The following is a 21,417-nucleotide window of genomic DNA, read 5'->3' on the forward strand; positions in this document are numbered from 1 at the left end:
GCCGGTCGAGGGTCACAGCATCTCGCGCATCCGCGAGATCTCGCTCGTCTGCTGGGCGACCACGTCGTCGGCCATCTCCTCGACCTGCACGTTGTTGCCCTGCGACTTGACGTCCGTGGCCATGGTGATCGCGCCCTCGTGATGGGTGATCATCAGAGTGAGGAAGAGCTGGTCGAAGGCGCTCCCCCGCGCCGCGCGCAACTTCTTCAGCTGGGCCTCCGTCGCCATACCGGGCATCCCGGCGTGCTCGTGCCCGCCGCCCGTCCCCTTCTCGTCCTTCTCTTCCTCGCCGTGGTTCTTCAGCCAGCCCCGCATCGCCTCGATCTCGGGGCCCTGCGCGGCGGAGATCCGTTCGGCGAGCTTCTTGATCCGGCCCGACTCGGCCTGCTTCGGCACGAGTTCGGTCATCTTCAGTGCCTGGGCGTGGTGCTGGATCATCATCCGCGCGTAGGAGACGTCCGCCGAGTTGGGGGAGTCGTCGTCCGCCCGCTGCTTCTCGGCGTCCTCGGCGGACAGCGTCCGGTTGCCCTCACCCGGCCGGCCGGGAGCGATCACCGAGGGTCCGGTACCGGCGGCCGACCCGGTGTCCGAGCCCGAGTCGCAGGCGCTCAGGCCGAGCACGGCCAGTGCGGTCAGCGAGGCCGTGAAAAGCGACGCGCCGGACATCGCGGAGCGAAAGGGCACAACAACCTCCTGTGGCAGGCGGAATGCGGAACACCTCGTGGGTGCGATGACCGTCCTAGCACGCTTCCGCGCGTCACTGATCAAAAAACTTCATTGCGTGTTTGTTGCCCCCTGTTGGTATGAGCATGGCGAAGACGATACTGCGTGGTGCGTGAACCGTTCCGACGGGAACGGACCTAGGGAGGAAACAGTGACCCTGTTGAACGACCCGCGAACGCGGCGCAGACGCCTGGGAGTCGCGGCGGTCGCCGCCGGACTGCTCTCCGCTCTGCTCACCGCCGGCCCGGCCGTGGCGACCCCAGACCCCGGGGACAGCCCGGCCACGTCGAAGGAGGTGTCGAAGAGCGCGCGCGCCGAGGTGCGCGAGGCGATAGAGAGCGGCGAGATACCCGGCCAGGACGAGATAGTCCACTCGGACAACATCGAGCACCTGACGAACATCCCCAAGGACGCACTCCAGGGCACCAATTCGGACCTGGCCTTCCAGGGCCGGTACGCCTTCGCCGGCAACTACGACGGCTTCCGCATCTTCGACATCAAGAACCCGAAGAAGCCGAAGACCGTCGCCCAGGTGCTGTGTCCCGGTTCGCAGAACGACATCTCCGTCTCCGGGGACCTGCTGTTCCTGTCGACCGACTCCTCGCGCAGCGACAGCAGTTGCAACAGCACCACGCAGCCGGCGACCGAGAAGTCCTCCTGGGAGGGCATGAAGGTCTTCGACATCAGCGACAAGCGGAACCCGAAGTACGTCGCCGCCGTCGAGACCGCCTGCGGCTCGCACACCCACACGCTGGTGCCCGAGCGCAGGAACGTCTACGTCTACGTCTCCTCGTACTCGCCGAGCGCCTCGTACCCCGACTGCCGGCCGCCGCACGACGGGATCTCCGTCATCAAGGTGCCGCGCAAGGCGCCCGAGCGGGCGGCGGTCGTGGACTTCCCGGTGCTGTTCCCCGGTGAGGGCCCCGACGGCGGCGGCAACCCGGGCGGGCCCACCAACCCGGGCGTCTCCAAGACCACCGGCTGCCACGACATCACCGTGCTGCCCTCCAAGGACCTCGCGGCGGGCGCCTGCATGGGTGACGGCATCCTGTTCTCCATCAAGAACCCCGAGCGCCCGAAGGTCATCGACCGGGTCCAGGACAACGTGAACTTCGCGTTCTGGCACTCGGCGACCTTCAACCAGAAGGCCAACAAGGTCGTCTTCACGGACGAGCTGGGCGGCGGCGGCGCGGCCACCTGCAACGCGGAGATCGGCCCGGACCGGGGCGCCGACGGCATCTACGACATCGTCGGCCGGGGCGACCACCGCAAGCTGGTCTTCCGCAGCTACTTCAAGATCCCCCGCCACCAGGCGGACACCGAGAACTGCGTCGCCCACAACGGCTCGCTGATCCCGGTCAAGGGCCGCGACATCATGGTGCAGGCCTGGTACCAGGGCGGCATCTCCGTCTGGGAGTTCACCGACTCCAAGCGCCCCAAGGAGATCGCCTACTTCGAGCGCGGACCGCTGACCACGGACGGCATCACCACGGGCGGTTCCTGGTCGGCGTACTACTACAACGGCTACATCTACTCGAACGACATCGCCAAGGGCTTCGACGTCCTCAAGCTCAACGACCGGCGCACCGACCCGGCCAAGCGGGTGCACCTGCGTGAGCTGAACACGCAGACGCAGCCGGACTACTTCGACTGAGCCTGGTCGTCGGGCCCGCCGGTCGCGAAGAACCGCGACAGGTCCGCGTCGCACGTCGTCCCGCCGGACGCCTCGGTGTCCGGCGGGACACCCATCTCCCACTCCAGCCGGTAACGCTTGAACAACTCGGCGCGCAGCACCGGCACGGGCATCGGTACGCCCGGCACCAGGGCCGCGAAGACGGCTCCCATCAGCAGCGCGCGCAGCATCGGGTAGTCGCGGTCGACGTCCCGCGAGCCGTGCCGGGCGACGGTGTCCCGCAGGAGCTCCGCCAGCCTCCGCTGCTCGGGGCACGGTACGAAACCCACCTCGGCCTGGAGCAGGCCCGCCATGTGCTGGCGCATGAGCACCGGCCGGTCCCTGGCGAGGCCCAGGATCGCGTCGATGGCCCGCGCCATCCGCTCGGCCCCGTCGGCGGTGCCGGGTTCGCGCTCCAGGGCCTCCTCCAGCGTGCGGTGCATCAGCCGGTGCACGGCGGACTGCACCAGTTGGCGTTTGCCGGGGAAGTAGTACGAGACCAGGCCGCGTGCCGAGCCCGCGCGGTCGGCGATGGCGCCCAGCGTGGTCGCGTCGTACCCGTGCTCGCCCACCAGCTCCACGGCGGCCTGCAGGAGCCGCTCCTTCGAACGCCGCCGCAACTCTTCATTGACCGAGGCGCTGCGCGGGGACATGCTGTACTCCTGCGTTGACTGGCTGACAGCCAACTATACTCGGCGCAGGCGGGCCGGCCTTCAGAGGTCCGGTCCGGTCATGTCCGTCCCGGGCGACACGGGGGATCGTCCGGGACGGACGCACCCGCCCCGCTGGTTGCCTCGGGCTACGTGCCCGACCCGTTTCCGTGCACCAGGTCGAGCACCGGCCGCAGCCCGGCCGGACGCTCGGTCACCGGCAGATGATCCACGAAGTGCACCCCGCAGCCGAGGGCCGCGGCGCCGCCGTCCGCCCGCCGGTCGTCGCCCACCATCAGGGTCCGCCCCGGCTCGACGCCGAGCGCCTCGCAGGCCAGGGCGAACAGCCGGGGGTCCGGCTTGCGGATGCCGTGCTCGTAGGACAGGACGTACGTGTCCACGTACCGGTCGAGGCCGTGTGCGCGGAAGACGGGCCGCAGGTCCCAGCCGATGTTGCTGACCACGCCCACGGCGACGCCCTGCCCGCGCAGCGCCTCCAGCACCTCGGCGGCGTCCGGGTAGGGACGCCAGGCGCCCGGCGTCATGTGCCGCTCGTACAGCGCGTCGTGCAGCCCGGGGTCCGGCAGCGGCACCCGCCGGGACAGCCCGGTGTACGCGCTCCGGTGCAGCTCGGAGCTCTGGTCGCGGATCTCCCACACCCCGGCCAGTTCCTCCGGCACCCGCACCGGCGGCGCGCCACCGGGCAGCGCTCCCGCGGCCTCCAGCGCCCGTGCCGTCTCGGCCAGCTCCGGACCGGACAGGGGCACCCCGGCACCCTCGAGCACGGCACGCAGCCAGTCCTCGGACGATTCGATGCGGAACAGGGTCCCGGAGAAGTCGAACAGAACGGCGGTCATGGGCGGATCCTACGAGGCGGGGCGGCGGCCGGTGCCGGACTCAGGGATGCCGGCGCTGGTGCACCAGGACCGCGAGCGCCGTGACCAGGACGCCCAGGAGCCAGCCGCCCGCCACGTCCGTCGCCCAGTGCACGCCCAGCCATACCCGGGTCACACCGACGCCCGCCACGGAGATCGCCGCCACGGTCCAGGCGGCGCGGCGCAGGGCCGGGGAGGCGCCGTAGTAGTGGACCAGCCAGACCAGGAGGCCGCACACAAAGGTCGCCGTCATGGCGTGGCCGGACGGGAAGGCCGCGTAGTGGGCGGAGTCGACGGGGTCGGGCCAGACCGGGCGGGGGCGGTCCACCGCGGCCTTCAGGGCCTGCTGGAGGAGGCTGCCCAGCAGGCAGGCGGCCCCCAGCCAGACGGCCGTCCACCGGTCCCCGCGCCGGAACCACAGCCACAACACGACCACCGCGCACAGGAGTCGCATCGTCCACGTGTCCCACACCCAGTCGGTGAGGACCCGCATGACCTGCGTGACGTCGGGTTCGTCGACGGCCCAGCGGTGCGTCGTGGTGGCGATGTCGTCGTCGAGGCGGATCAACGGCCCCCACTCGACGGCCACCAGCGTGAGCAGCAGCGCCGAGCACACGGCCAGCGTCCAGGTGAGGCCGAGAGCCGTGCGGGGGCGCGGTGGAGTGGGCGGGGAGTCGACCGGCGGCGTCTGCATGCTGCGATACTCGCCGACCAAGTGGCCCGGAGGCGAATTCCCCGGGTACGGGCGACCCGCGGCGGGTTAACCCAGCGCCCGCAGCCCCGGCGCGAACGCCACCAGCACCGGGACCGCAGGTACCAGCGCGGCCGCCGCCGTCAGCCGCAGTCGCCGGGCCGCCGAGAGCCGGTCGGGCGGGGTGAGCAACCGGTGCACCCGCTGCGGGACCTGGGCCTGCGGGGTCGGGCACGGACCGAACACGCCGCGGTCCTCGTTGAGTTCGACCAGCGCCAGCGCGGTCGTCAGGCGGCCGAAGCGGCGGGACGCCACGTCGTCCGCGGCGAGTTCGACCAGGCGGTGCATCTCGTCGCGGAACGCGGCGAAGACCGGAACCTGCGGGAAGCCGTCCGCCAGCGCGGCCGAGCAGTGCAGCAGCCAGTCGTGCCGCGCCTGCGCGTGCCCCTTCTCGTGGGCGAGGACCGCGTCCAGCTGACGGCCCTTGAGGCGGCTCAGCGCGGCGGTGGTGACGACCAGTTGCGGGGGAGTGCCGGGCAGCCACCAGGCGTCCGGCCGCTCACCCTCCAGGACGACGAGCCGGTCCGGCCCGGGCACCTCGCCGGGCAACAGCGGGGCGCGGTGCAGGAGTTCCGCACGGCGCACGCGACGCCGGGACCGGGCCCGTACGACCTCCCTGACGAGCATCGTGGCGCTCCACAACCCGGCACAGGCCAGGGTGAGGGCGGTCGTGTCCGCCCAGAGGCCGGACGTGCCGAGCGCGTAGGCCTCGACCACCGGGCCCGGCGCCGTCGCGAAGACGGGCCCGCCCACCGCGTGCCAGGCCGCCGCCGCGCTGAACGTCATCGACAGCGCGCAGCACACCAGCACGGCCGCCACCACGCACTGCCACACCCACAGGGCGACCACCGGTTCGCGGTCCGGCCAGTCGGCCCGGGCGAGCAGCCTCGGGGCGAGCACGGCCGTCAGGGCGCCGAGCAGCAGCAGTGCCGCGGGGAGAATCATGGGGGCAGCCTATGAGCGCGGCGCCGCCCGCAGTACGGGCCGAGGCGCAAAGTGACGCAGGCAACGATTGCGCGCGGCGAACACCGGGCACGACCGGCCGACGACGCGATCACCCGGCCCGGTGGCACGGCCCCGTCGCACGGCCGGGTCACATGGCCGCCAGCATGGCCAGCATCGCGATGCCCATGGAGAGGCGGCAGGCCCGGGCCAGCTCCGGCCGGTCCCCCCACCCGGCCGTCGGACCGCCGCCCCCGGCGACGGCGACGACCGGCAGCAGGCGTACGCCGGACAGCAGGACGTATCCGGTGAAGTAGAGCAGCAGCGCACCCGTCGCCGCGGGTGGGCCCGACACGCCGTGCCCATGGGCGTGTGCGGGCGAACCGGCCATCACCACCGCCATGTAGACCATGGCCGCGGCTCCGACGAGGTGGTGCAGATGGTGGCCCCCGTACCGCGCCGCCGCCCACAGGGCGCGCAGCCCGGCGGCGCCGAACACCACCACGTATCCGGCCCAGGTCCACGCCGGTGGAGTGAACGCCGCCGCGGGCACGGCCATGGCGGCCATGCCGAACCCCATCAGGGCCTCGCCGCCCGCGGCGCGGCGCTGCTCCCCCTCGTGGCTGCGCATCCGCAGCAGGCAGTACGCGCCGGTCGCCGCGCACAGCGCGACCAGCAGCCATCCGGGCGACGCCGGTCCGTGCACACGCACCTCCCCGTTCGGCGGTCCACGGTCGGTCAAGGCCTGCCCCGGCCACGCGGCGCGCACGCGAGCGCAAGGGAGTACGCAGGGGGTATTCGGGGGAGCGCGGGGGATCGCCGCTGGTCGGAGCCACGGCATGGCGCGGCGCGGGCGCTCCCCGTCGGTACCAGAGGCTGATTATTCACGAGTAAAACACCTGCTAAGATAATTCACATGAGCAGTGCGCCCCCCTCCATCCCCGGCACCTCACCGGGCCGACGACTGTCCCTGGCCGGCGTGCTGCGCCTGCGCCGGCCCTCCGAGATCTGGTTCAAGCCCGCCCTGAGTTCGGTCGCCGCCGTCGCCCCGCCCAACCTGCTCCTGCTGGCGCTCGGCCGGCTCGACCTGGCGATGTACACGATGGCCGGGTCCCTGTGCGCGCTCTACGCCCACAACCGCCCCTACGCCGCCCGGGCCCGGGCCCTCGCGTGGGTGGTGCTCGGCATGCTCGGCGGCGTCGCCGTCGCCCTGGTCACCGCCTCGCTCACCCGGAACGCCGTCGTCCTGGTCACCGTCGGGGCCCTGCTGGCCGCCGTACAGAAGGCACTGTGCGACGCCACCCGCATCGGCCCGCCGGGCAACGTGGTCCTGACCTTCATCAGCTCCGCCGCCCTCTTCGTCCCGCACACCCTCGGCCAGATCCCCGCCCACCTGGCCCTGGGCGCCGCCGCCGGCGCCTGGGCCTGGCTGGTCTGCATGGCACCCGTCCTGGTCCGACCGCACGGCCCGGAACGCCGGGCCACCGCCCAAGCCCTGAACGCCGCCGCCGCGTACGCCGAAGCCGCGCACGCCGACCCCCGTGGCACCGGCGACGGCCACGCCCCCGCCCGTGCCGCCGGGTACGCCGCGGTGCAGCACGCCTGGCAGACGCTGCTGTCCGTCCCGGCCACCGGCGCCCGTGTCACCACCCGGCACGCCCTCGAGCGCCTCGTCGTCCGCGCCGAGGTGGCGCTGGCCGCCCCCGCCGACACCGACCCCGAGCCGCTGCGCACCTGGGCCCGCGCCCTGCGCGGCACCGGCCGCGTCCCCCGCACCGACGACGGCCCGGCCGTCACCGACGAACTCCTCGGCGTCGACGCCGAACTCGCCGCCCGCCCCGCCCTCCTGTGGCAGCGCCTCGGCCCGCTGGCCCCGGTCGCCGTACGCACCGCCCTGGGCTGCGCGCTGGCCGGCTACGCCTCCCTGGCCCTCGGCGTCGGCCGCCCCTACTGGGCGCTGGTCACCGCCGCCGCGCTCTACCAGGCCAACCTGACCCTCACCTGGAGCCGGGCCGTGCAGCGCGTGGTCGGCAACCTCGCCGGGGTGCTGCTCTTCGCCGCCATAGCCCCGCTCGCCCACCTCGGCCCGGCGCTCCTCGTCCTGCTCTGCCTCGCCCTCAACTTCGGCGCCGAGGCCCTCATCACCCGCAACTACTGGCTCGGCAGCGTCTGCGTCACCCCGATGGCGCTGCTCATCACCGAGTTCGCCGGCTACCAGGAACCGAGCTCTCTGATCACCGAGCGGGTGGTGGACACCCTCGTCGGCGCCATGGTCGGCTTCCTGGCCGCCGTCGCCGTCACCGACCGCGGCGCCGGGAACCGCGTCGAGCGGGCGCTGCGGGCCGCCGACCGGGCCCGGGAGCACACCGCCCGCGTCCTGGCGGAGCCCGAGCCGGCGCCCGGCGCCCTGGAGGCCGCCCGCCGGTCCCTGGCCGCCGCGCTGACCGACCTGCGGGCCACCGTGGACGGGGCGTCCGGCGAATGGTGGGGACGCGCACTGCCGCAGGAGAGGGTCGTGCTCGCCGAGCAGTCCGGACACCGTACGCTCGCCGCAGCGGTGCGACGCCGGGCAGCGCGTCGGGACCGGGACACGGGTACGAGAGCGGAGGACGTACGGCCATGACCGCAACCGACGGGGGCTCGGCGACCGGGGGCGACGGGAGAGGGGGACCGGGCGGCGACACCGTGGCCGCGGTCGTGCGGCAGTGGCGGGCCGTCCATCCGGACCTCGACACCGGGCCGATGGAGATCATCGGCCGGATCAACCGCTGCGCCGCCCTCCTCCAGCAGGCCGAGGACGCACCGCTGCGCCGGGCGGGCCTGAGCCGGGCCGAGTTCGACCTGCTCGGCGCGCTGCGCCGCACCGGCCACGAGCTGACCCCGGGCGACCTCGCCCGCGAGACCTTCTCCTCCGGTGCCGCCGTCACCAAGCGCCTCAAGCAGCTGACCGAGCGCGGTCTGGTGGAGCGGCGCGGAGACGCCCGTGACCGCCGCGTCGCCCACGTCCGCCTCACGGACAGCGGACGCGAACTCGTCGACGGCATCCTGCCCGAACAGCTCGCCTACGAGGCCGCCGTCCTGTCGGGCGTCGACGAGCCCCGGCAGAGCGAGCTGGCGGCACTTCTCGGCGGGCTGCTGGGCCAGCTGGAGGGCCGCCTGGACGCGCTGCGGGTCTGAAGCGGCCCCCGACGGCCGGGCTGAGCCTGCCCCGGCGGCCGCCGCACGCCCCGCCCCGGCAGGCTCAGCGCTCGTCCCCCGCCCGGTACACGCCGAACATCGCGCCCCGGGGATCGCGCAGCACCGCGATCCGCGGTCCGTCGGGCGGCGAGACGGGCTCCATCAGCACGGTGCCGCCGCCGTCGGTCGTGCCGGCCGCCGCCGTGTCCACGTCCGTCACGGCGAAGTAGGGCAACCAGTGCGCCGGCACCTCGTGCGGGAACTTGTCGTCCATCGTCACCATGCCGCCGAAGTCCGCCCCGCCGATGCCCCACTGCGGGTAGTACTCCGAGGCGGTGACGCTCCAGCCGAACACCGTGGTGTAGAAGTCGGCGGCCAGGCCGGGCTCGCGGGTCAGCAGTTCCACCCAGCCCAGCGAGCCGTGCGCGTTGAACAGTCCGGCACCGGCGAACGAGCCGGGCTGCCACAGCTGGAACAGCGCCCCGGTGGGGTCCACAACCACCACGAAGCGGCCGTGGCCGAGGACGTCCGTGGGCCCCTCCGGCACCGTGCCGCCAGCCGCCGTCACCTGCCGGACGGCGGTGTCTGCGTCGCGCACGGCGAACACCACGTTCCACGCGACCGGCTGCTCCGGCCGCGACAGGGGGGTGAGCCCGGCGACCGCCTCGCCGCCGAGCCGGGCGATCGTGTGGCCGCTCGCCCGCTGCCTCGGGTCCGTCTCGGGGCGCCAGCCGAACAGCCCGCTGTAGAACCGCTCGGCCACCGCCAGGTCGTCGGTCCCCAGCTCCGCCCAGCAGGGTCCGCCGGTCACCGGTTCATGGAGCTTCATCGCGGGGCCTCCTTCCGCCGGGCCGCGGGCCCTCCGCCCCCTTCCAGCACGCTAAGGCCGCCCCGGTGCCGGGGCCATCCGGCACGCACCGCCCCCGGCGGCCCGGACGCCTCAGATCCCCGGCCGGTAACGCAGCGGATGCTCCGCGGGCACCTCCACCAGCACGATCCGGGTGCCGTCCGGATCCGCGATCCACATCTCCACCAGCCCCCACGGCTCCTCGACCGGCGGCCGCACGATCTCGACGCCCTTGGCGCGCAGTTCGTCGTGGGCCGCCGCCGCGTCCTCGACCTGGAGCCACACCTGGAGGGCCGGGGAGAGCGGGGCCTCGGAGCGCCCGGAGACCTCCAGGAAGCCGCCGCCGAGGAAGTAGACGGTGCCCCGTTCGGGACCGGTGCCGAACTCCCGGTGGACGGCGAGGCCGAGCTGTTCGCCGTAGAAGGCGCGGGAGCGTTCGGGGTCGGTGGGACGGAGCAGGATCCGGCTGCTGAGTACATGCACCATGCGTCCCGACCCTACGGGCGGCGTTACCCTCATCGGTGCCCCCGCCGCGCCCGAGGAAGAACCGGAGACGCCCCACATGGACACCACCGCCGGCCGACTGATCTACCGCGATGCCACCGACGCCGACGTGGACGGGATCGTGGCGCTCATAGAGTCGGCCTACCGGGGCGACTCCAGCCGCATCGGGTGGACCACCGAGGCGGACATCCTCCAGGGGCAGCGCACGGACCCGCAGGGCGTGCTGGACGTCGTGAAGTCGCCGGACAGCCGGCTGCTGACGGTCGAGCGGGACGGCCGGATCGTGGCCTGCTGCCAGCTGGAGCACCGCGGGGAGCACGCGTACTTCGGCATGTTCGCCGTCAGTCCCGCGCTCCAGGGCGAGGGCCTCGGCAGGACGATCATCGCGGAGGCGGAGCGGCAGGCCCGCGAGGCGTGGGGCGTCACGGAGATGCACATGACCGTGATCTCCGTCCGCGAGGACCTCATCGCCTGGTACGAGCGCCGCGGCTACCGCCGTACGGGAAAGATGACTCCCTTCCCGTACGGCGACGAGCGCTTCGGTATTCCGCAGCGGGACGACCTGCAGTTCGAGCTGCTGGTCAAGCCGCTGGGCTGAGCCCTTGTGCGGTCCTCAGGCGGTGAAGCGGCCGGTGCGCTTGATCTCCGGGTAGTCGGTCGTCGCGCCGTCGAGGCCCAGGGCGCGCACCAGCCGCAGCTGGTCCTGGGTGTTGATGGTCCAGGAGAAGACCCGCAGGCCCGCCTTGCGGGCCCGTTCCACGATCTCCAGGGTGATCCGGTTGATGTCCAGGCACAGGGTCCCGGCGCCCGCCTCCACGGCCCGGTCCACGACTTCCTTGCCGTAGTACTGCGCGACCAGCGCGGTGCGCACCCCCGGCACCAGCCGGGCGATCTCGACGATGGCCTCGTCGTGGAACGAGATCACCTCCACCCGGTCCACCAGGTCCCGGCGGAGCATCACCTCGGAGAGCGTCCGGGCGGCCGCCGCGTCCTTGATCTCGGCCTGCAACGGCACGGAGACGGCGTCCAGCACCTCCTCGAAGACGGGGATGCGCTCCCCGCGGCCCGCGTCCAGCGCGCGCAGCTCCTCGAGGGTCTTGTCGGCGATCGCGCCGGTGCCGTCGGTGGTGCGGTCCACCTCCGCGTCGTGCATGACGACGAGCGCGCCGTCCTTGCTCAGATGCAGGTCGAGTTCGACGACGTCGAGGCCGGCCTGCTCGGCGGCGACGAAGGAACGCAGGGTGTTCTCGGGTTCGACACCCATCGCTCCGCGGTGACCGATGGTGAGGAAGTTCAAGGCTCGACTCGCTTCCGTCGACGTCGGCGATGGCAGGGCGGCAGCCTAACGGCCCTGCGGGACCGTTTCCCCTCTGCCGCGCCTGGTATACGAGCCAAGGCGTCCCGCAGGAAAAAATGCGGTGAAGGCCCGGGTGGGGCAGGATAATTTACGGGGCCTCCCCTTGCTGGGAGAAACCTCGTATGCATACGGTGTCCTGACGCAAGCTTCTCTCGTAGAGGATGGGACATGACGGAAATTCTTGTGCAGGTGGGTGCGGAGGGGAACGTTCCTCCGGCGAGCAGGGTGGTTGAGCACCCGGCGTGGCCCGCGCTCAAGGATGCCGTGGAGCGGATCCGGCCATGGCAGTCCAAGGACGGGTCGATCGACTTCGACGCAGAGGGCGCGCCCGGGCGGACCGACGCCGAGGACGCCGTGCGCCGGGTCGTCGCGGCGGTCCGGGAGCTGTCCCCGCTCCTCCCGCACGACCACGCGTACCACGAGGCCCTGGTGGCCGACCTCGGCCGTTGGGCCGACGGCGGCTTCGAGGTGCCCGACTTCCTCGACTCGCTGCTGGCCTTCCAGCCCGCCGCGAACCGCGCGGACGGCCTCCAGCACCTGGTCGTCTTCCCGATGTACACGCAGAACGGCAACCCGGACCGCAACTTCGAGGCGGTCGTGCTGCGCATGGTCTGGCCCGACTGGCTGGCCGAGCTGGAGCGCACCCGCTACGACAACCCGCTGTTCTGCGGCATCACCTTCGAGGACTTCACGGCCGGCTACGACACCAACTCGGCCGTCCTCTTCCCGGAGACCATCGCCGTGCGCGAGGCCCCGGAGCGCTTCTCCTGGGGCGGCATCTTCTGCGACCGCGAGGCCGCCCGCTTCCGCCGCGTCACCGAGGCCGCCGTGGGCATCCTGGGCCTGGAGCTGCCCGAGGACGTCGCCGCGCTGGTGGACGACCAGAAGCGCTGCGAGGAGGCCTTCGTCCTGTGGGACATGGTCCACGACCGCACCCACAGCCACGGCGACCTGCCCTTCGACCCGTTCATGATCAAGCAGCGCCAGCCGTTCTGGATGTACGGCCTGGAGGAGCTGCGCTGCGACCTCACCGCCTTCAGGGAGGCCGTACGCCTGGAGGCCGACGGCGTCCCGCAGGCCCGTGACGTGCAGTACGCGGTCCTCTTCGACCGCATGTTCCGCTTCCCGGTCACCGGCGAGCGGGTGCGCAACTACGACGGGCTCGGCGGCCAGCTCCTCTTCGCCTACCTGCACAAGCACGACGTCGTCCGCTGGACCGACAACAAGCTCTTCATCGACTGGCAGCGGGCGCCCCAGGTCACCAACCAGCTGTGCGCCGAGATCGAGACGCTCTACCGGGACGGCATCGACCGCCCGAAGATCGTCCACTGGTTCGCCGGCTACGAGCTGGTCTCCGCCTACCTCGCCCCGCACCCGGGCTCGAAGTGGGCGAAGGGCCCCGACGCCCTGGACCTCACCCTGCCCCCGCGCAAGCTGGTCGACGACGTGCTTCCGGACGAGTTTCCGCTGAGCATGTTCTACGAGGCGCTGTCCAAGAAACTCAAGAAGGTGATTGCCTCGACCCGGGGCATCACCGCGGACGGCGCCGAGCGGGCCGCCGCGTGAGCGACGGCACCGGCGGTCAGGCACAACAGCGGCAGGCACAGGCTCGGGAGGCGAGGACCATGGGGAACGGGGCGCTCGACGGCGCGGTGATCGCGGTGGCCGGAGCGGGCGGACCCGCCGGACGGGCCGCGCTGCTGCGGCTCGCCGAGGCGGGTGCGACGGTCGTCGGCTCGGACAACGACCCGGAGCGGCTGGCGGAGGCGGTGGACGCGGCCCGCTACGCGCACGGCGGCGCCAGCGTCACCGGCGAGACCGTGGACCTGCTCGACCGGGACGCCGCCCAGGCCTGGGCCGACCGCACCGAGCAGGAGTTCGGGCGGGTCGACGGCCTCGTCCACCTCGTCGGCGGCTGGCGCGGCAGCCAGAGCTTCACCAAGACCAACCTCGACGACTGGGACCTGCTGGAGCTGCTGCTGATCCGCACGGTGCAGCACACCTCCCTGGCGTTCCACGAGGCGCTCCAGCGCAGCGAACGCGGCCGGTACGTCCTGATCAGCGCCGCGGGCGCGAGCAACCCCACCGCGGGCAACGCCGCCTACTCGGCCGCCAAGGCCGCCGCCGAGGCCTGGACCCTGGCGATGGCGGACTACTTCCGCAAGGCGGGGGGCGAGCAGGGGCCGACGTCGGCGGCTGCGATCCTGGTGGTGAAGGCGTTGGTGCACGACGCGATGCGCGCCGAGCGTCCCAACGCGAAGTTCGCGGGCTTCACGGACGTGCGTGACCTCGCCGAGGCCGTCGCCGGAGTCTGGGACATGCCCGCCGCGGAAGTGAACGGAAACCGTCTGTGGCTGACCGAGAAGCCGTGAACCCCCCGAAGACCGACGCGCGTCGCCATCACGACCCCGAGGTCCGCGGTTTCGCCAGTGACAACTACGCCGGGGCCCACCCGGAGGTGCTCGCCGCGCTGGCGCTGGCCAACGGCGGGCACCAGGTCGCGTACGGCGAGGACGAGTACACCGAGAACCTCCAGCGGGTGATCCGCGGCCACTTCGGCTCCGGCGCCGAGGCGTTCCCGGTCTTCAACGGCACCGGCGCCAACGTCGTCGCGCTCCAGGCGGTCACCGACCGCTGGGGCGCGGTGATCTGCGCCGAGAGCGCGCACATCAACGTCGACGAGGGCGGCGCCCCCGAGCGCATGGGCGGGCTGAAACTGCTCACCGTGCCCACGCCCGACGGCAAGCTCACCCCCGACCTCATCGACCGGCAGGCGTACGGCTGGGACGACGAGCACCGCGCGATGCCGCAGGTCGTGTCGATCACCCAGAGCACCGAGCTGGGCACGCTCTACACGCCCGACGAGATCCGGGCCATCTGCGAACACGCCCACGCGCACGGCATGAAGGTGCACCTGGACGGCTCCCGGATAGCCAACGCCGCCGCCTCCCTGGACGTGCCCATGCGGACGTTCACCAACGCCGTCGGCGTCGACCTGCTCTCGCTCGGCGGCACCAAGAACGGCGCCCTGTTCGGCGAGGCGGTCGTGGTCCTCAACCAGGACGCCGTCAGCCACATGAAGCACCTGCGCAAGCTCTCCATGCAGCTCGCCTCCAAGATGCGCTTCGTGTCGGTGCAGCTGGAGGCGCTGCTCGCCAAGGACCTGTGGCTGCGCAACGCCCGGCACGGCAACGAGATGGCGCAGCGCCTCGCCGACGGCGTGCGTGCCGTGCACGGCGTGGAGATCCTCTACCCGGTGCAGGCCAACGCGGTCTTCGCCCGCCTGCCGCACGAGGTGAGCGAGCGCCTGCAGAAGCGGTTCCGGTTCTACTTCTGGGACGAGGCCGCCGGTGACGTCCGCTGGATGTGCGCCTTCGACACCACCGAGGACGACGTCGACACCTTCTTGGCCGCGCTCAAGGAGGAGATGGCGCGCTGAGCCGGGAGGCTCCCTCGATGCATAGATATGCGGTCACCCGAAAAGTCATTGACTGACGGGTGATCGCGTTTCTATGCTCTGCGGGCATGGAGCTGATCCAGAAGACCCCCGACCTGTCCGCCTATCTGGCCGCCGACGAGGTCATCGACCATGACCACCCCCGCGTACGGGAGGTGGCCGGCGGACTCGCCAAAGAGGCGGCCGACTCGTATGCCTATGCGCGACTGGCCTTCGAGTTCGTGCGGGACACCATCCCGCACTCACAGGACTCCGGAGACCCGCGCGTCACCTGGCGGGCCTCCGACGTCCTGGAGCGGCGCACCGGCATCTGCTACGCCAAGGCCCACGCGCTGGCCGCCCTGCTGCGGGCCGAGGACATCCCGACCGCCCTGTGCTACCAGCGGTTCGACGTGGTGCACGGACTGGTCGCGGTGCGCTTCAACGGCGCCTGGCACCGGCAGGACCCGCGCGGGAACAAGCCCGGCGTGAACGCGCGGTTCTCCCTGGAGGGGGAGCGGCTGGCCTTCACGCCGGACCACGAGGCGGGGGAGGCGGACTACCCGGAGCTGTACGCCGCGCCGCACCCGGCCGTGGTGGACGCCCTGAAGGCGGCCACCGACCGGGCGCACCTGTGGGCGACCCTCCCCACGGCGCTCTGACGCGCCCGGCTCAGTGCGCCTGGGCCGCGCGCAGCTGCTCCTGCGTCGGCGCGGTGCCGCCGAGGTGGGCCGGCATCCACCAGGTGTCGTCCGCGCCCTTGGGGCGTACCGGGTAGGCGCGCTGCGCGGCCTCCAGCAGCTCCTGCACGCGCTCGCGCAGGCGGCGGGTGATGGCGCCCGCGTACTGCTCGCGGGAGGCCTCCATCGCCTCGCCGACCCGGATCGTGACCGGGGTGTGGCTGCGCTTGAAGTTGCGCGGGTGTCCCTTGGTCCACAGGCGCTGGGTGCCCCACAGGGCCATCGGGATCAGCGGGACGCCCGCTTCCTGCGCCAGGCGCGCGGCGCCCGACTTGAAGCTCTTCAGCGTGAACGACTCGGAGATCGTCGCCTCCGGGAAGACCCCGATGATCTCGCCGGACCGCAGCGAGTCCAGGGCGTGCGCGTACGCCGCCTCGCCCTGCTTGCGGTCCACCGGGATGTGCTTCATGTTGCGCATCAGCGGGCCGGAGACCCGGTGCCGGAAGACCGACTCCTTCGCCATGAAGCGCACCAGCCGCTTCTGGGGCAGCGCCGCCAGGCCGTCGAAGATGAAGTCCAGGTAGCTGATGTGATTGCTCACCAGCACGGCGCCGCCCGCGCGCGGGATGTTCTCCGAACCCTGACAGTCGATCTTGAGGTCCCACACCTTGAACAGGGTGCGGGCGAGACCGATGGCCGGGCGGTAGGCGAGTTCTGCCATGGGCGGGTCGGACCCTTCCTTGTCAGCCTGGGAAGGGGACTCCCAGTCGAAAGTTACGCAGCCGTAGGTTTACGGCTTGTCGCAGATCGTGCCCCAAGAACGGCCCGTGTACCAGCCTTGGTGCCCGTGCGCGGCGAGATCCTCATCACTCGCCCGTCCATTTGGTGGCCGGAAGACGATGGTGGACCGGGAATCTCCACGCCGCCGCGCGTGCTGCACCTGGGGACGACCGGACCGGTGGCGCGCTGCTCAGGCGTGCTCATGAGTGCCGCGGACGCGGCGGAACGGGGGCGCGCTGGTGCGCGGGCAGGGTGACGACGGCGGGCTCGGGACTCCGGGCCCGCACCTCGACGCGGCCGACCTCGGGGCGGAACTCGGCAGCCGCGCGACGCTCGTGCAGTTCTCCAGCGCCTTCTGCGCCCCCTGCCGTGCCACCCGGCGGGTCCTCGGCGAGGTGGCCCGCCTGGTCCCCGGCGTCGCCCACGTCGAGATCGACGCCGAGGCCCGGCTGGAACTCGTCCGCGCCCTCGGCGTGCACAAGACCCCGACCGTGCTGGTCCTCGACGGCGGCGGCCGCGTCGTGCGGCGTGCCGTCGGGCAGCCGCGCAAGGCGGACGTGATCGCCGCCCTGGGCGAGGCGGTGTGATCAGCGCCACGCCGGGGGTGAGGCGTCCTCCACAGCTTCCGCGTCCCGGGACGTATTTGACTGTGCGCGCCACCTGTCGTCAGCCTGCCCGAAGGCCCCGCTCCCCGTTGCCGGGACCGAGGCGCAACGCAGAAGGACACCCCGTATGACGGCCACACCCGACGTCGCCGCGCCGCGGCCCGCCACCGACGACCTGCTGCGGTCCGTCTTCCGGCGGCACGCGGCCGGAGTCGCCGTGATCACCGCGTCCGGTGCCGCCGGTCCGGCCGGCTTCACGGCCACCTCCCTCACGTCCGTGTCCGCCCGGCCGCCGCTGCTCTCCTTCGGTATCGGCACCGGCTCCTCCAGCTGGCCCGCGGTCTCCGCGGCCGAGTACGTCGGGGTGCACGTGCTGGGCGAACACCAGCAGGAGCTGGCCGCCACCTTCGCCCGCAGCGGCGCCGACCGCTTCGCGGCGCCCACCGCCTGGCGGGAGGGCCCGCAGGGAGTCCCCCTGCTGGACGGGGTCCTCGCCTGGCTCGTGTGCCGCGTCGTCGGCCGGGTGCCCGCGGGGGACCACCGCATCGTGCTGGCCGAGGTGCTGACCGGCGCCCCCTCGGGCACCGGCGGTCCGCTGCTGTACCACCAGGGCGGCTACACCGGCCTGCGCGACTGACCGGTACCGGCGCCCCGGCACCGGCCGCTTCTGCGGAGAGGTCGAGTTCCGGTTACGCTGCGTTGCGAAGGTCACAGTTCAAAGCGCTTGCTTAGCGGGAAAGAACTGGGTGTACTGACGAGTAATATTCCGGTGCGAAGCGCAGGTCGCCCCGCCCGGGATCGGCCGCTTGGGGCGCCTATGCTGCCTGCAAGAGGCAGCACTGAAATGTCGACGCAGTAGGAGAGCCGGCGTGAGCTTGAGGATCGTTGTCACTGTGAAGTACGTGCCCGACGCCACTGGCGACCGGCACTTCGCCGATGACCTGACCGTCGACCGGGACGACGTGGACGGTCTGCTCTCCGAACTGGACGAGTACGCGGTCGAGCAGGCGCTGCAGATCTCCGAGAATTCCGACGACGACGTGGAGATCACCGTCCTGACGGTGGGCCCCGAGGACGCGAAGGACGCGCTGCGCAAGGCGCTGTCCATGGGCGCGGACAAGGCGATCCACGTCGAGGACGACGACCTGCACGGCACCGACGCCATCGGCACCTCCCTGGTCCTGGCCAAGGCGATCGAGAAGGCCGGCTACGACCTGGTCGTCTCCGGCATGGCCTCCACCGACGGCACCATGGGCGTCGTACCGGCGCTGCTCGCCGAGCGCCTGGGCGTGCCGCAGGTGACGCTGCTGTCCGAGGTCTCCGTCGAGGGCGGCGCGGTCAAGGGCCGCCGGGACGGCGACACCGCCACCGAGCAGCTGGAGGCCTCCCTCCCGGCCGTCGTGTCCGTCACCGACCAGTCGGGCGAGGCGCGTTACCCGTCCTTCAAGGGCATCATGGCGGCCAAGAAGAAGCCGGTCGAGTCCTGGGACCTCTCCGACCTCGACATCGACGAGGACGAGGTCGGCCTGGAGAACGCCTGGACCGCGGTCGACTCCGCGGCCGAGCGCCCGGCGCGCACCGCGGGCACCATCGTCAAGGACGAGGGCGAGGGCGGCAAGCAGCTCGCCGAGTTCCTCGCGGGCCAGAAGTTCATCTGAGCCCCGCTCCGCCGACCGCCCCTCATCTTTCGCAAGCAGGAGAGAAGAAGTCCCATGGCTGAAGTTCTCGTCTACGTCGATCACGTGGACGGTGCCGTCCGCAAGCCGACCCTGGAGCTGCTGACCCTCGCCCGCCGCATCGGCGAGCCGGTCGCGGTGGCCCTCGGTGGCGGCGCCGCCGACACCGCCGCCGCCCTCGCCGAGCACGGCGCGGTGAAGGTCCTCACCCACGAGGCCGCCGAGTACGCCGACTACCTGGTCGTGCCGAAGGTGGACGCCCTCCAGGCCGCCGTCGAGGCCGTGTCCCCGGCCGCCGTGCTGGTCCCGTCCTCCGCCGAGGGCAAGGAGATCGCCGCCCGCCTGGCGCTGCGCATCGGCTCGGGCGTCATCACCGACGCCGTCGACCTGGAGGCCGGCGACGAGGGCCCGGTGGCCACCCAGTCGGTGTTCGCCGCCGCCTTCACCACCAAGTCCCGCGTCTCCAAGGGCACCCCGGTCATCACGGTCAAGCCCAACAGCGCCGCCGTCGAGCCCGCCGCGGCCGCCGGTGCCGTCGAGGCCCTGTCGGTCACCTTCTCCGCCCAGGCCACGGGCACCAAGGTCACCGCGCGCACGCCGCGCGAGTCGACCGGTCGCCCCGAGCTGACCGAGGCCGCGATCGTCGTCTCCGGCGGCCGTGGCGTCAACGGCGCGGAGAACTTCGCGATCATCGAGGCGCTCGCCGACTCGCTCGGCGCGGCCGTCGGTGCCTCGCGCGCCGCGGTGGACGCGGGCTGGTACCCGCACACCAACCAGGTCGGCCAGACCGGCAAGTCCGTCTCGCCGCAGCTGTACATCGCCTCCGGTATCTCCGGCGCGATCCAGCACCGCGCGGGCATGCAGACCTCGAAGACGATCGTGGCGATCAACAAGGACGCCGAGGCACCGATCTTCGACCTGGTCGACTACGGCGTCGTCGGCGACCTGTTCGACGTGGTCCCGCAGCTCACCGAGGAAGTGAAGTCCCGCAAGGGCTGAGCGCCCTCCCGGCATTCCGGCCGAGGCCCCCGCGACCGTCGTCCTGGTCGCGGGGGCCTCGGTGTCTGCGCAGGATGGTGTTGACCGGCGACGAACCGCCGGATAACTTCGCTCTACGGATTATTGATTCCGTTCAGCGGAAAAGTGGATACCAGGAGGGTGTGGGATGGGTCAGCAGGAGAAGGTGGCAACGAGCCTCGCGGGCGCCGTCGGCGAGGAGATCAGTGCCTCCCTCGCACCGGTCGACGCGGAGCTGGAGCGCCGCTACCCCGGAGACCCGGGCACCCGCCAGCCCGTCCACACCGTGTACGTCCCCGGTGACGTCTTCGCCGCCGACACCGTCCGCTCCTGGGGCGACCAGGCGCTCGCCGCCCTCGACGAACACGCCCCGGACGCCGCCTCCTTCGCCGCCGTCCTCGGCCTCACCGACGACCTCGCCGAGCCCGTGTACACGCGCGTGCGCGCCAAGCTGGAGCGCGAGCCGATCGAAGACCTCCGGGTCGACTTCGAGGACGGCTACGGCAACCGCACGGACGCCGAGGAGGACGAGGCCGCCGCCCGTGCCGCCCGGCTGATCGCCGAGGCGTACGAACAGGGCACGGCGGCCCCGTACATGGGCATCCGGATGAAGTGCATGGAGGCCCCGGTGCGGGCCCGCGGCATCCGCACCCTCGACGTCTTCCTCAGCGGCCTGATGGAGGCCGGCGGCCTGCCCGAGGGACTGGTCCTCACACTGCCGAAGGTGACCTACCCCGAGCAGGTCACCGCCATGGTGCGGCTCCTGGAGGCGTTCGAGAAGGCGCGCGGCCTGACGCCGGGCCGGATCGGCTTCGAGATCCAGATCGAGACCAGCCAGTCCATCCTGGCCACCGACGGCACCGCCGCCGTCGCCCGCATGATCCAGGCCGCGGAGGGCCGCGCCACCGGGTTGCACTACGGCACCTTCGACTACAGCGCCTGCCTCGGCGTCTCCGCCGCCCACCAGGCCAGCGACCACCCCGCCGCCGACCACGCCAAGGCGGTCATGCAGGTCGCCGCCGCGGGCACCGGCGTACGGGTCTCGGACGGTTCCACCAACGTCCTGCCGGTCGGCCCCACGGCCAAGGTGCACGACGCCTGGCGCCTGCACTACGGCCTCACCCGCCGCGCCCTCGCCCGCGCCTACTACCAGGGCTGGGACATGCACCCCGCCCACATCCCCACCCGGTACGCGGCCGTCTTCGCCTTCTACCGCGAGGGCTTCGAGCAGGCCGCCGCCCGCCTCGCCCGCTACGCCAACCACACCGGCGGCGACATCGCGGACGAGCCCGCCACCGCCAAGGCCCTCGCCGGCTACCTGCTGCGCGGCCTGGACTGCGGCGCCCTCGACATCGGAGAGGTCGCCCGCCTCACCGGCCTGACCCGCACCGACCTGGAGGGCTTCTCCGCACCCCGACGCGGCGACCTCACGGCGTCGGCGCAGTAGGGGGGCGGGTGGGGTCCCCGGTCCGGCCGGGGTGCCCTGGAGCGTTCCAGGCCGGACGCCGTCCCTCGCGATCGTCGGTGAGCAGCGGCGTTCTCCGGTCGTACGGTGCCGCGGCCTGCGGGCTTCTCCGCGTCCGTCGTGGTGACCTCAGGGCATCGGCGTAATAGGCGGCGGGCGGGTCCCGGTGCAGGGGTCCTCGGGCAGGCCGGGGGGCGCGTGCCTCTCCCGGCCGGGCGCCGTCACGCGCCGTTGCTCGGTGAAGTGGTCGCGTCGCCCTT

At 72.3% G+C, this 21,417-nt stretch carries 23 protein-coding genes; 13 read left to right on the forward strand and 10 right to left on the reverse strand.

The window, feature by feature from the left end:
* Window positions 1-12 precede the first annotated feature (12 nt).
* The gene (locus tag ACFC1X_RS33220; protein ID WP_376361195.1) at window positions 13-666 is read right to left on the reverse strand and encodes a DUF305 domain-containing protein; all 654 of its coding nucleotides are present in this window, start codon (window positions 664-666) and stop codon (window positions 13-15) included.
* Between the two features lie 208 nt (window positions 667-874).
* Here ACFC1X_RS33220 and ACFC1X_RS33225 point away from each other — a divergent pair, with 208 nt between their 5' ends.
* Window positions 875-2,377 carry an LVIVD repeat-containing protein gene (locus tag ACFC1X_RS33225; protein ID WP_376361035.1) on the forward strand — a complete coding sequence of 501 codons (1,503 nt, stop codon included), beginning with the start codon at window positions 875-877 and terminating at the stop codon, window positions 2,375-2,377.
* Here the strand turns inward: ACFC1X_RS33225 and ACFC1X_RS33230 are convergent.
* The 5 genes from ACFC1X_RS33230 to ACFC1X_RS33250 form a co-directional block, all read right to left on the reverse strand.
* Complete coding sequence (locus tag ACFC1X_RS33230; protein WP_376361037.1) at window positions 2,365-3,048, reverse strand: TetR/AcrR family transcriptional regulator; 684 nt, start codon at window positions 3,046-3,048, stop codon at window positions 2,365-2,367. The genes ACFC1X_RS33225 and ACFC1X_RS33230 overlap by 13 nt on opposite strands.
* Window positions 3,049-3,194: 146 nt before the next feature.
* Entirely contained in the window at window positions 3,195-3,902 is a 708-nt protein-coding gene (locus ACFC1X_RS33235; RefSeq protein WP_376361040.1) for an HAD family hydrolase, read from the reverse strand.
* Window positions 3,903-3,942: 40 nt separating this feature from the next.
* Window positions 3,943-4,614, reverse strand: coding sequence for a phosphatase PAP2 family protein (locus tag ACFC1X_RS33240; protein WP_376361043.1), 672 nt, complete (start codon window positions 4,612-4,614; stop codon window positions 3,943-3,945).
* 66 nt (window positions 4,615-4,680) lie between these two features.
* Window positions 4,681-5,616, reverse strand: coding sequence for a M56 family metallopeptidase (locus ACFC1X_RS33245; RefSeq protein WP_125489584.1), 936 nt, complete (start codon window positions 5,614-5,616; stop codon window positions 4,681-4,683).
* A gap of 148 nt (window positions 5,617-5,764) precedes the next feature.
* On the reverse strand, window positions 5,765-6,319 hold the full coding sequence (locus ACFC1X_RS33250; protein ID WP_376361047.1) for a DUF5134 domain-containing protein: 555 nt from the start codon (window positions 6,317-6,319) through the stop codon (window positions 5,765-5,767).
* Window positions 6,320-6,529: 210 nt separating this feature from the next.
* Between ACFC1X_RS33250 and ACFC1X_RS33255 the strand changes: the two genes are divergently transcribed.
* Both ACFC1X_RS33255 and ACFC1X_RS33260 read left to right on the forward strand, forming a co-directional pair.
* Window positions 6,530-8,236 carry an FUSC family protein gene (locus ACFC1X_RS33255; RefSeq protein WP_376361050.1) on the forward strand — a complete coding sequence of 569 codons (1,707 nt, stop codon included), beginning with the start codon at window positions 6,530-6,532 and terminating at the stop codon, window positions 8,234-8,236.
* A complete protein-coding gene (locus tag ACFC1X_RS33260) occupies window positions 8,233-8,790 on the forward strand; it encodes a MarR family winged helix-turn-helix transcriptional regulator (RefSeq protein ID WP_376361053.1) in 558 nt (185 codons plus the stop codon). The genes ACFC1X_RS33255 and ACFC1X_RS33260 overlap by 4 nt, the downstream gene beginning before the upstream one ends.
* A gap of 64 nt (window positions 8,791-8,854) precedes the next feature.
* Here ACFC1X_RS33260 and ACFC1X_RS33265 read toward each other — a convergent pair whose 3' ends face one another.
* Together ACFC1X_RS33265 and ACFC1X_RS33270 are read right to left on the reverse strand one after the other, a co-directional pair.
* The gene (locus ACFC1X_RS33265; protein ID WP_376361056.1) at window positions 8,855-9,619 is read right to left on the reverse strand and encodes a VOC family protein; all 765 of its coding nucleotides are present in this window, start codon (window positions 9,617-9,619) and stop codon (window positions 8,855-8,857) included.
* A gap of 111 nt (window positions 9,620-9,730) precedes the next feature.
* Complete coding sequence (locus tag ACFC1X_RS33270; RefSeq protein ID WP_376361059.1) at window positions 9,731-10,123, reverse strand: VOC family protein; 393 nt, start codon at window positions 10,121-10,123, stop codon at window positions 9,731-9,733.
* Between the two features lie 76 nt (window positions 10,124-10,199).
* Between ACFC1X_RS33270 and ACFC1X_RS33275 the strand changes: the two genes are divergently transcribed.
* Complete coding sequence (locus tag ACFC1X_RS33275; protein WP_376361062.1) at window positions 10,200-10,739, forward strand: GNAT family N-acetyltransferase; 540 nt, start codon at window positions 10,200-10,202, stop codon at window positions 10,737-10,739.
* A gap of 15 nt (window positions 10,740-10,754) precedes the next feature.
* Here ACFC1X_RS33275 and ACFC1X_RS33280 read toward each other — a convergent pair whose 3' ends face one another.
* A complete protein-coding gene (locus ACFC1X_RS33280) occupies window positions 10,755-11,438 on the reverse strand; it encodes a glycerophosphodiester phosphodiesterase (protein ID WP_376361065.1) in 684 nt (227 codons plus the stop codon).
* A 228-nt stretch (window positions 11,439-11,666) separates the two neighbouring features.
* Here ACFC1X_RS33280 and ACFC1X_RS33285 point away from each other — a divergent pair, with 228 nt between their 5' ends.
* The 4 genes from ACFC1X_RS33285 (at window position 11,667) to ACFC1X_RS33300 (ending at window position 15,596) form a co-directional block, all read left to right on the forward strand.
* On the forward strand, window positions 11,667-13,064 hold the full coding sequence (locus ACFC1X_RS33285; protein WP_376361068.1) for a DUF6421 family protein: 1,398 nt from the start codon (window positions 11,667-11,669) through the stop codon (window positions 13,062-13,064).
* A 59-nt stretch (window positions 13,065-13,123) separates the two neighbouring features.
* Complete coding sequence (locus ACFC1X_RS33290) at window positions 13,124-13,870, forward strand: SDR family NAD(P)-dependent oxidoreductase (RefSeq protein WP_376361071.1); 747 nt, start codon at window positions 13,124-13,126, stop codon at window positions 13,868-13,870.
* Window positions 13,867-14,937, forward strand: coding sequence for a threonine aldolase family protein (locus ACFC1X_RS33295; RefSeq protein ID WP_376361074.1), 1,071 nt, complete (start codon window positions 13,867-13,869; stop codon window positions 14,935-14,937). The genes ACFC1X_RS33290 and ACFC1X_RS33295 overlap by 4 nt, the downstream gene beginning before the upstream one ends.
* A gap of 86 nt (window positions 14,938-15,023) precedes the next feature.
* Window positions 15,024-15,596: a transglutaminase domain-containing protein gene (locus ACFC1X_RS33300; protein WP_376361077.1), complete on the forward strand. Its 573-nt coding sequence runs from the start codon at window positions 15,024-15,026 to the stop codon at window positions 15,594-15,596.
* 10 nt (window positions 15,597-15,606) lie between these two features.
* Here ACFC1X_RS33300 and ACFC1X_RS33305 read toward each other — a convergent pair whose 3' ends face one another.
* The gene (locus ACFC1X_RS33305; protein ID WP_376361080.1) at window positions 15,607-16,335 is read right to left on the reverse strand and encodes a lysophospholipid acyltransferase family protein; all 729 of its coding nucleotides are present in this window, start codon (window positions 16,333-16,335) and stop codon (window positions 15,607-15,609) included.
* 265 nt (window positions 16,336-16,600) lie between these two features.
* Here ACFC1X_RS33305 and ACFC1X_RS33310 point away from each other — a divergent pair, with 265 nt between their 5' ends.
* From ACFC1X_RS33310 to ACFC1X_RS33330, 5 genes are all read left to right on the forward strand, one after another.
* On the forward strand, window positions 16,601-16,981 hold the full coding sequence (locus ACFC1X_RS33310) for a TlpA family protein disulfide reductase (RefSeq protein ID WP_376361083.1): 381 nt from the start codon (window positions 16,601-16,603) through the stop codon (window positions 16,979-16,981).
* Window positions 16,982-17,126: 145 nt separating this feature from the next.
* Window positions 17,127-17,636: a flavin reductase family protein gene (locus tag ACFC1X_RS33315; protein ID WP_376361086.1), complete on the forward strand. Its 510-nt coding sequence runs from the start codon at window positions 17,127-17,129 to the stop codon at window positions 17,634-17,636.
* Window positions 17,637-17,868: 232 nt separating this feature from the next.
* Complete coding sequence (locus tag ACFC1X_RS33320; protein WP_361355994.1) at window positions 17,869-18,657, forward strand: electron transfer flavoprotein subunit beta/FixA family protein; 789 nt, start codon at window positions 17,869-17,871, stop codon at window positions 18,655-18,657.
* A gap of 54 nt (window positions 18,658-18,711) precedes the next feature.
* Complete coding sequence (locus tag ACFC1X_RS33325) at window positions 18,712-19,674, forward strand: electron transfer flavoprotein subunit alpha/FixB family protein (protein WP_376361089.1); 963 nt, start codon at window positions 18,712-18,714, stop codon at window positions 19,672-19,674.
* A gap of 166 nt (window positions 19,675-19,840) precedes the next feature.
* Window positions 19,841-21,139: a DUF6986 family protein gene (locus ACFC1X_RS33330; RefSeq protein ID WP_376361092.1), complete on the forward strand. Its 1,299-nt coding sequence runs from the start codon at window positions 19,841-19,843 to the stop codon at window positions 21,137-21,139.
* Window positions 21,140-21,417: the final 278 nt, after the last annotated feature.

Origin of the sequence: Streptomyces sp. NPDC056128, from assembly GCF_042263835.1 — a bacterium.
Taxonomy (GTDB): Bacteria; Actinomycetota; Actinomycetes; order Streptomycetales; family Streptomycetaceae; genus Streptomyces.

Excerpts from the sequence above, each read along its gene's own strand:
- ACFC1X_RS33220 (WP_376361195.1), bottom strand. The coding sequence starts at position 666 with ATGTCCGGCGCGTCGCTTTTCACGGCCTCGCTGACCGCACTGGCCGTG.
- ACFC1X_RS33230 (WP_376361037.1), bottom strand. The coding sequence starts at position 3,048 with ATGTCCCCGCGCAGCGCCTCGGTCAATGAAGAGTTGCGGCGGCGTTCG.
- ACFC1X_RS33235 (WP_376361040.1), bottom strand. The coding sequence starts at position 3,902 with ATGACCGCCGTTCTGTTCGACTTCTCCGGGACCCTGTTCCGCATCGAA.
- ACFC1X_RS33240 (WP_376361043.1), bottom strand. The coding sequence starts at position 4,614 with ATGCAGACGCCGCCGGTCGACTCCCCGCCCACTCCACCGCGCCCCCGC.
- ACFC1X_RS33245 (WP_125489584.1), bottom strand. The coding sequence starts at position 5,616 with ATGATTCTCCCCGCGGCACTGCTGCTGCTCGGCGCCCTGACGGCCGTG.
- ACFC1X_RS33255 (WP_376361050.1), top strand. The coding sequence starts at position 6,530 with ATGAGCAGTGCGCCCCCCTCCATCCCCGGCACCTCACCGGGCCGACGA.
- ACFC1X_RS33260 (WP_376361053.1), top strand. The coding sequence starts at position 8,233 with ATGACCGCAACCGACGGGGGCTCGGCGACCGGGGGCGACGGGAGAGGG.
- ACFC1X_RS33265 (WP_376361056.1), bottom strand. The coding sequence starts at position 9,619 with ATGAAGCTCCATGAACCGGTGACCGGCGGACCCTGCTGGGCGGAGCTG.
- ACFC1X_RS33270 (WP_376361059.1), bottom strand. The coding sequence starts at position 10,123 with ATGGTGCATGTACTCAGCAGCCGGATCCTGCTCCGTCCCACCGACCCC.
- ACFC1X_RS33275 (WP_376361062.1), top strand. The coding sequence starts at position 10,200 with ATGGACACCACCGCCGGCCGACTGATCTACCGCGATGCCACCGACGCC.
- ACFC1X_RS33285 (WP_376361068.1), top strand. The coding sequence starts at position 11,667 with ATGACGGAAATTCTTGTGCAGGTGGGTGCGGAGGGGAACGTTCCTCCG.
- ACFC1X_RS33290 (WP_376361071.1), top strand. The coding sequence starts at position 13,124 with ATGGGGAACGGGGCGCTCGACGGCGCGGTGATCGCGGTGGCCGGAGCG.
- ACFC1X_RS33300 (WP_376361077.1), top strand. The coding sequence starts at position 15,024 with ATGGAGCTGATCCAGAAGACCCCCGACCTGTCCGCCTATCTGGCCGCC.
- ACFC1X_RS33305 (WP_376361080.1), bottom strand. The coding sequence starts at position 16,335 with ATGGCAGAACTCGCCTACCGCCCGGCCATCGGTCTCGCCCGCACCCTG.
- ACFC1X_RS33315 (WP_376361086.1), top strand. The coding sequence starts at position 17,127 with ATGACGGCCACACCCGACGTCGCCGCGCCGCGGCCCGCCACCGACGAC.
- ACFC1X_RS33325 (WP_376361089.1), top strand. The coding sequence starts at position 18,712 with ATGGCTGAAGTTCTCGTCTACGTCGATCACGTGGACGGTGCCGTCCGC.
- ACFC1X_RS33330 (WP_376361092.1), top strand. The coding sequence starts at position 19,841 with ATGGGTCAGCAGGAGAAGGTGGCAACGAGCCTCGCGGGCGCCGTCGGC.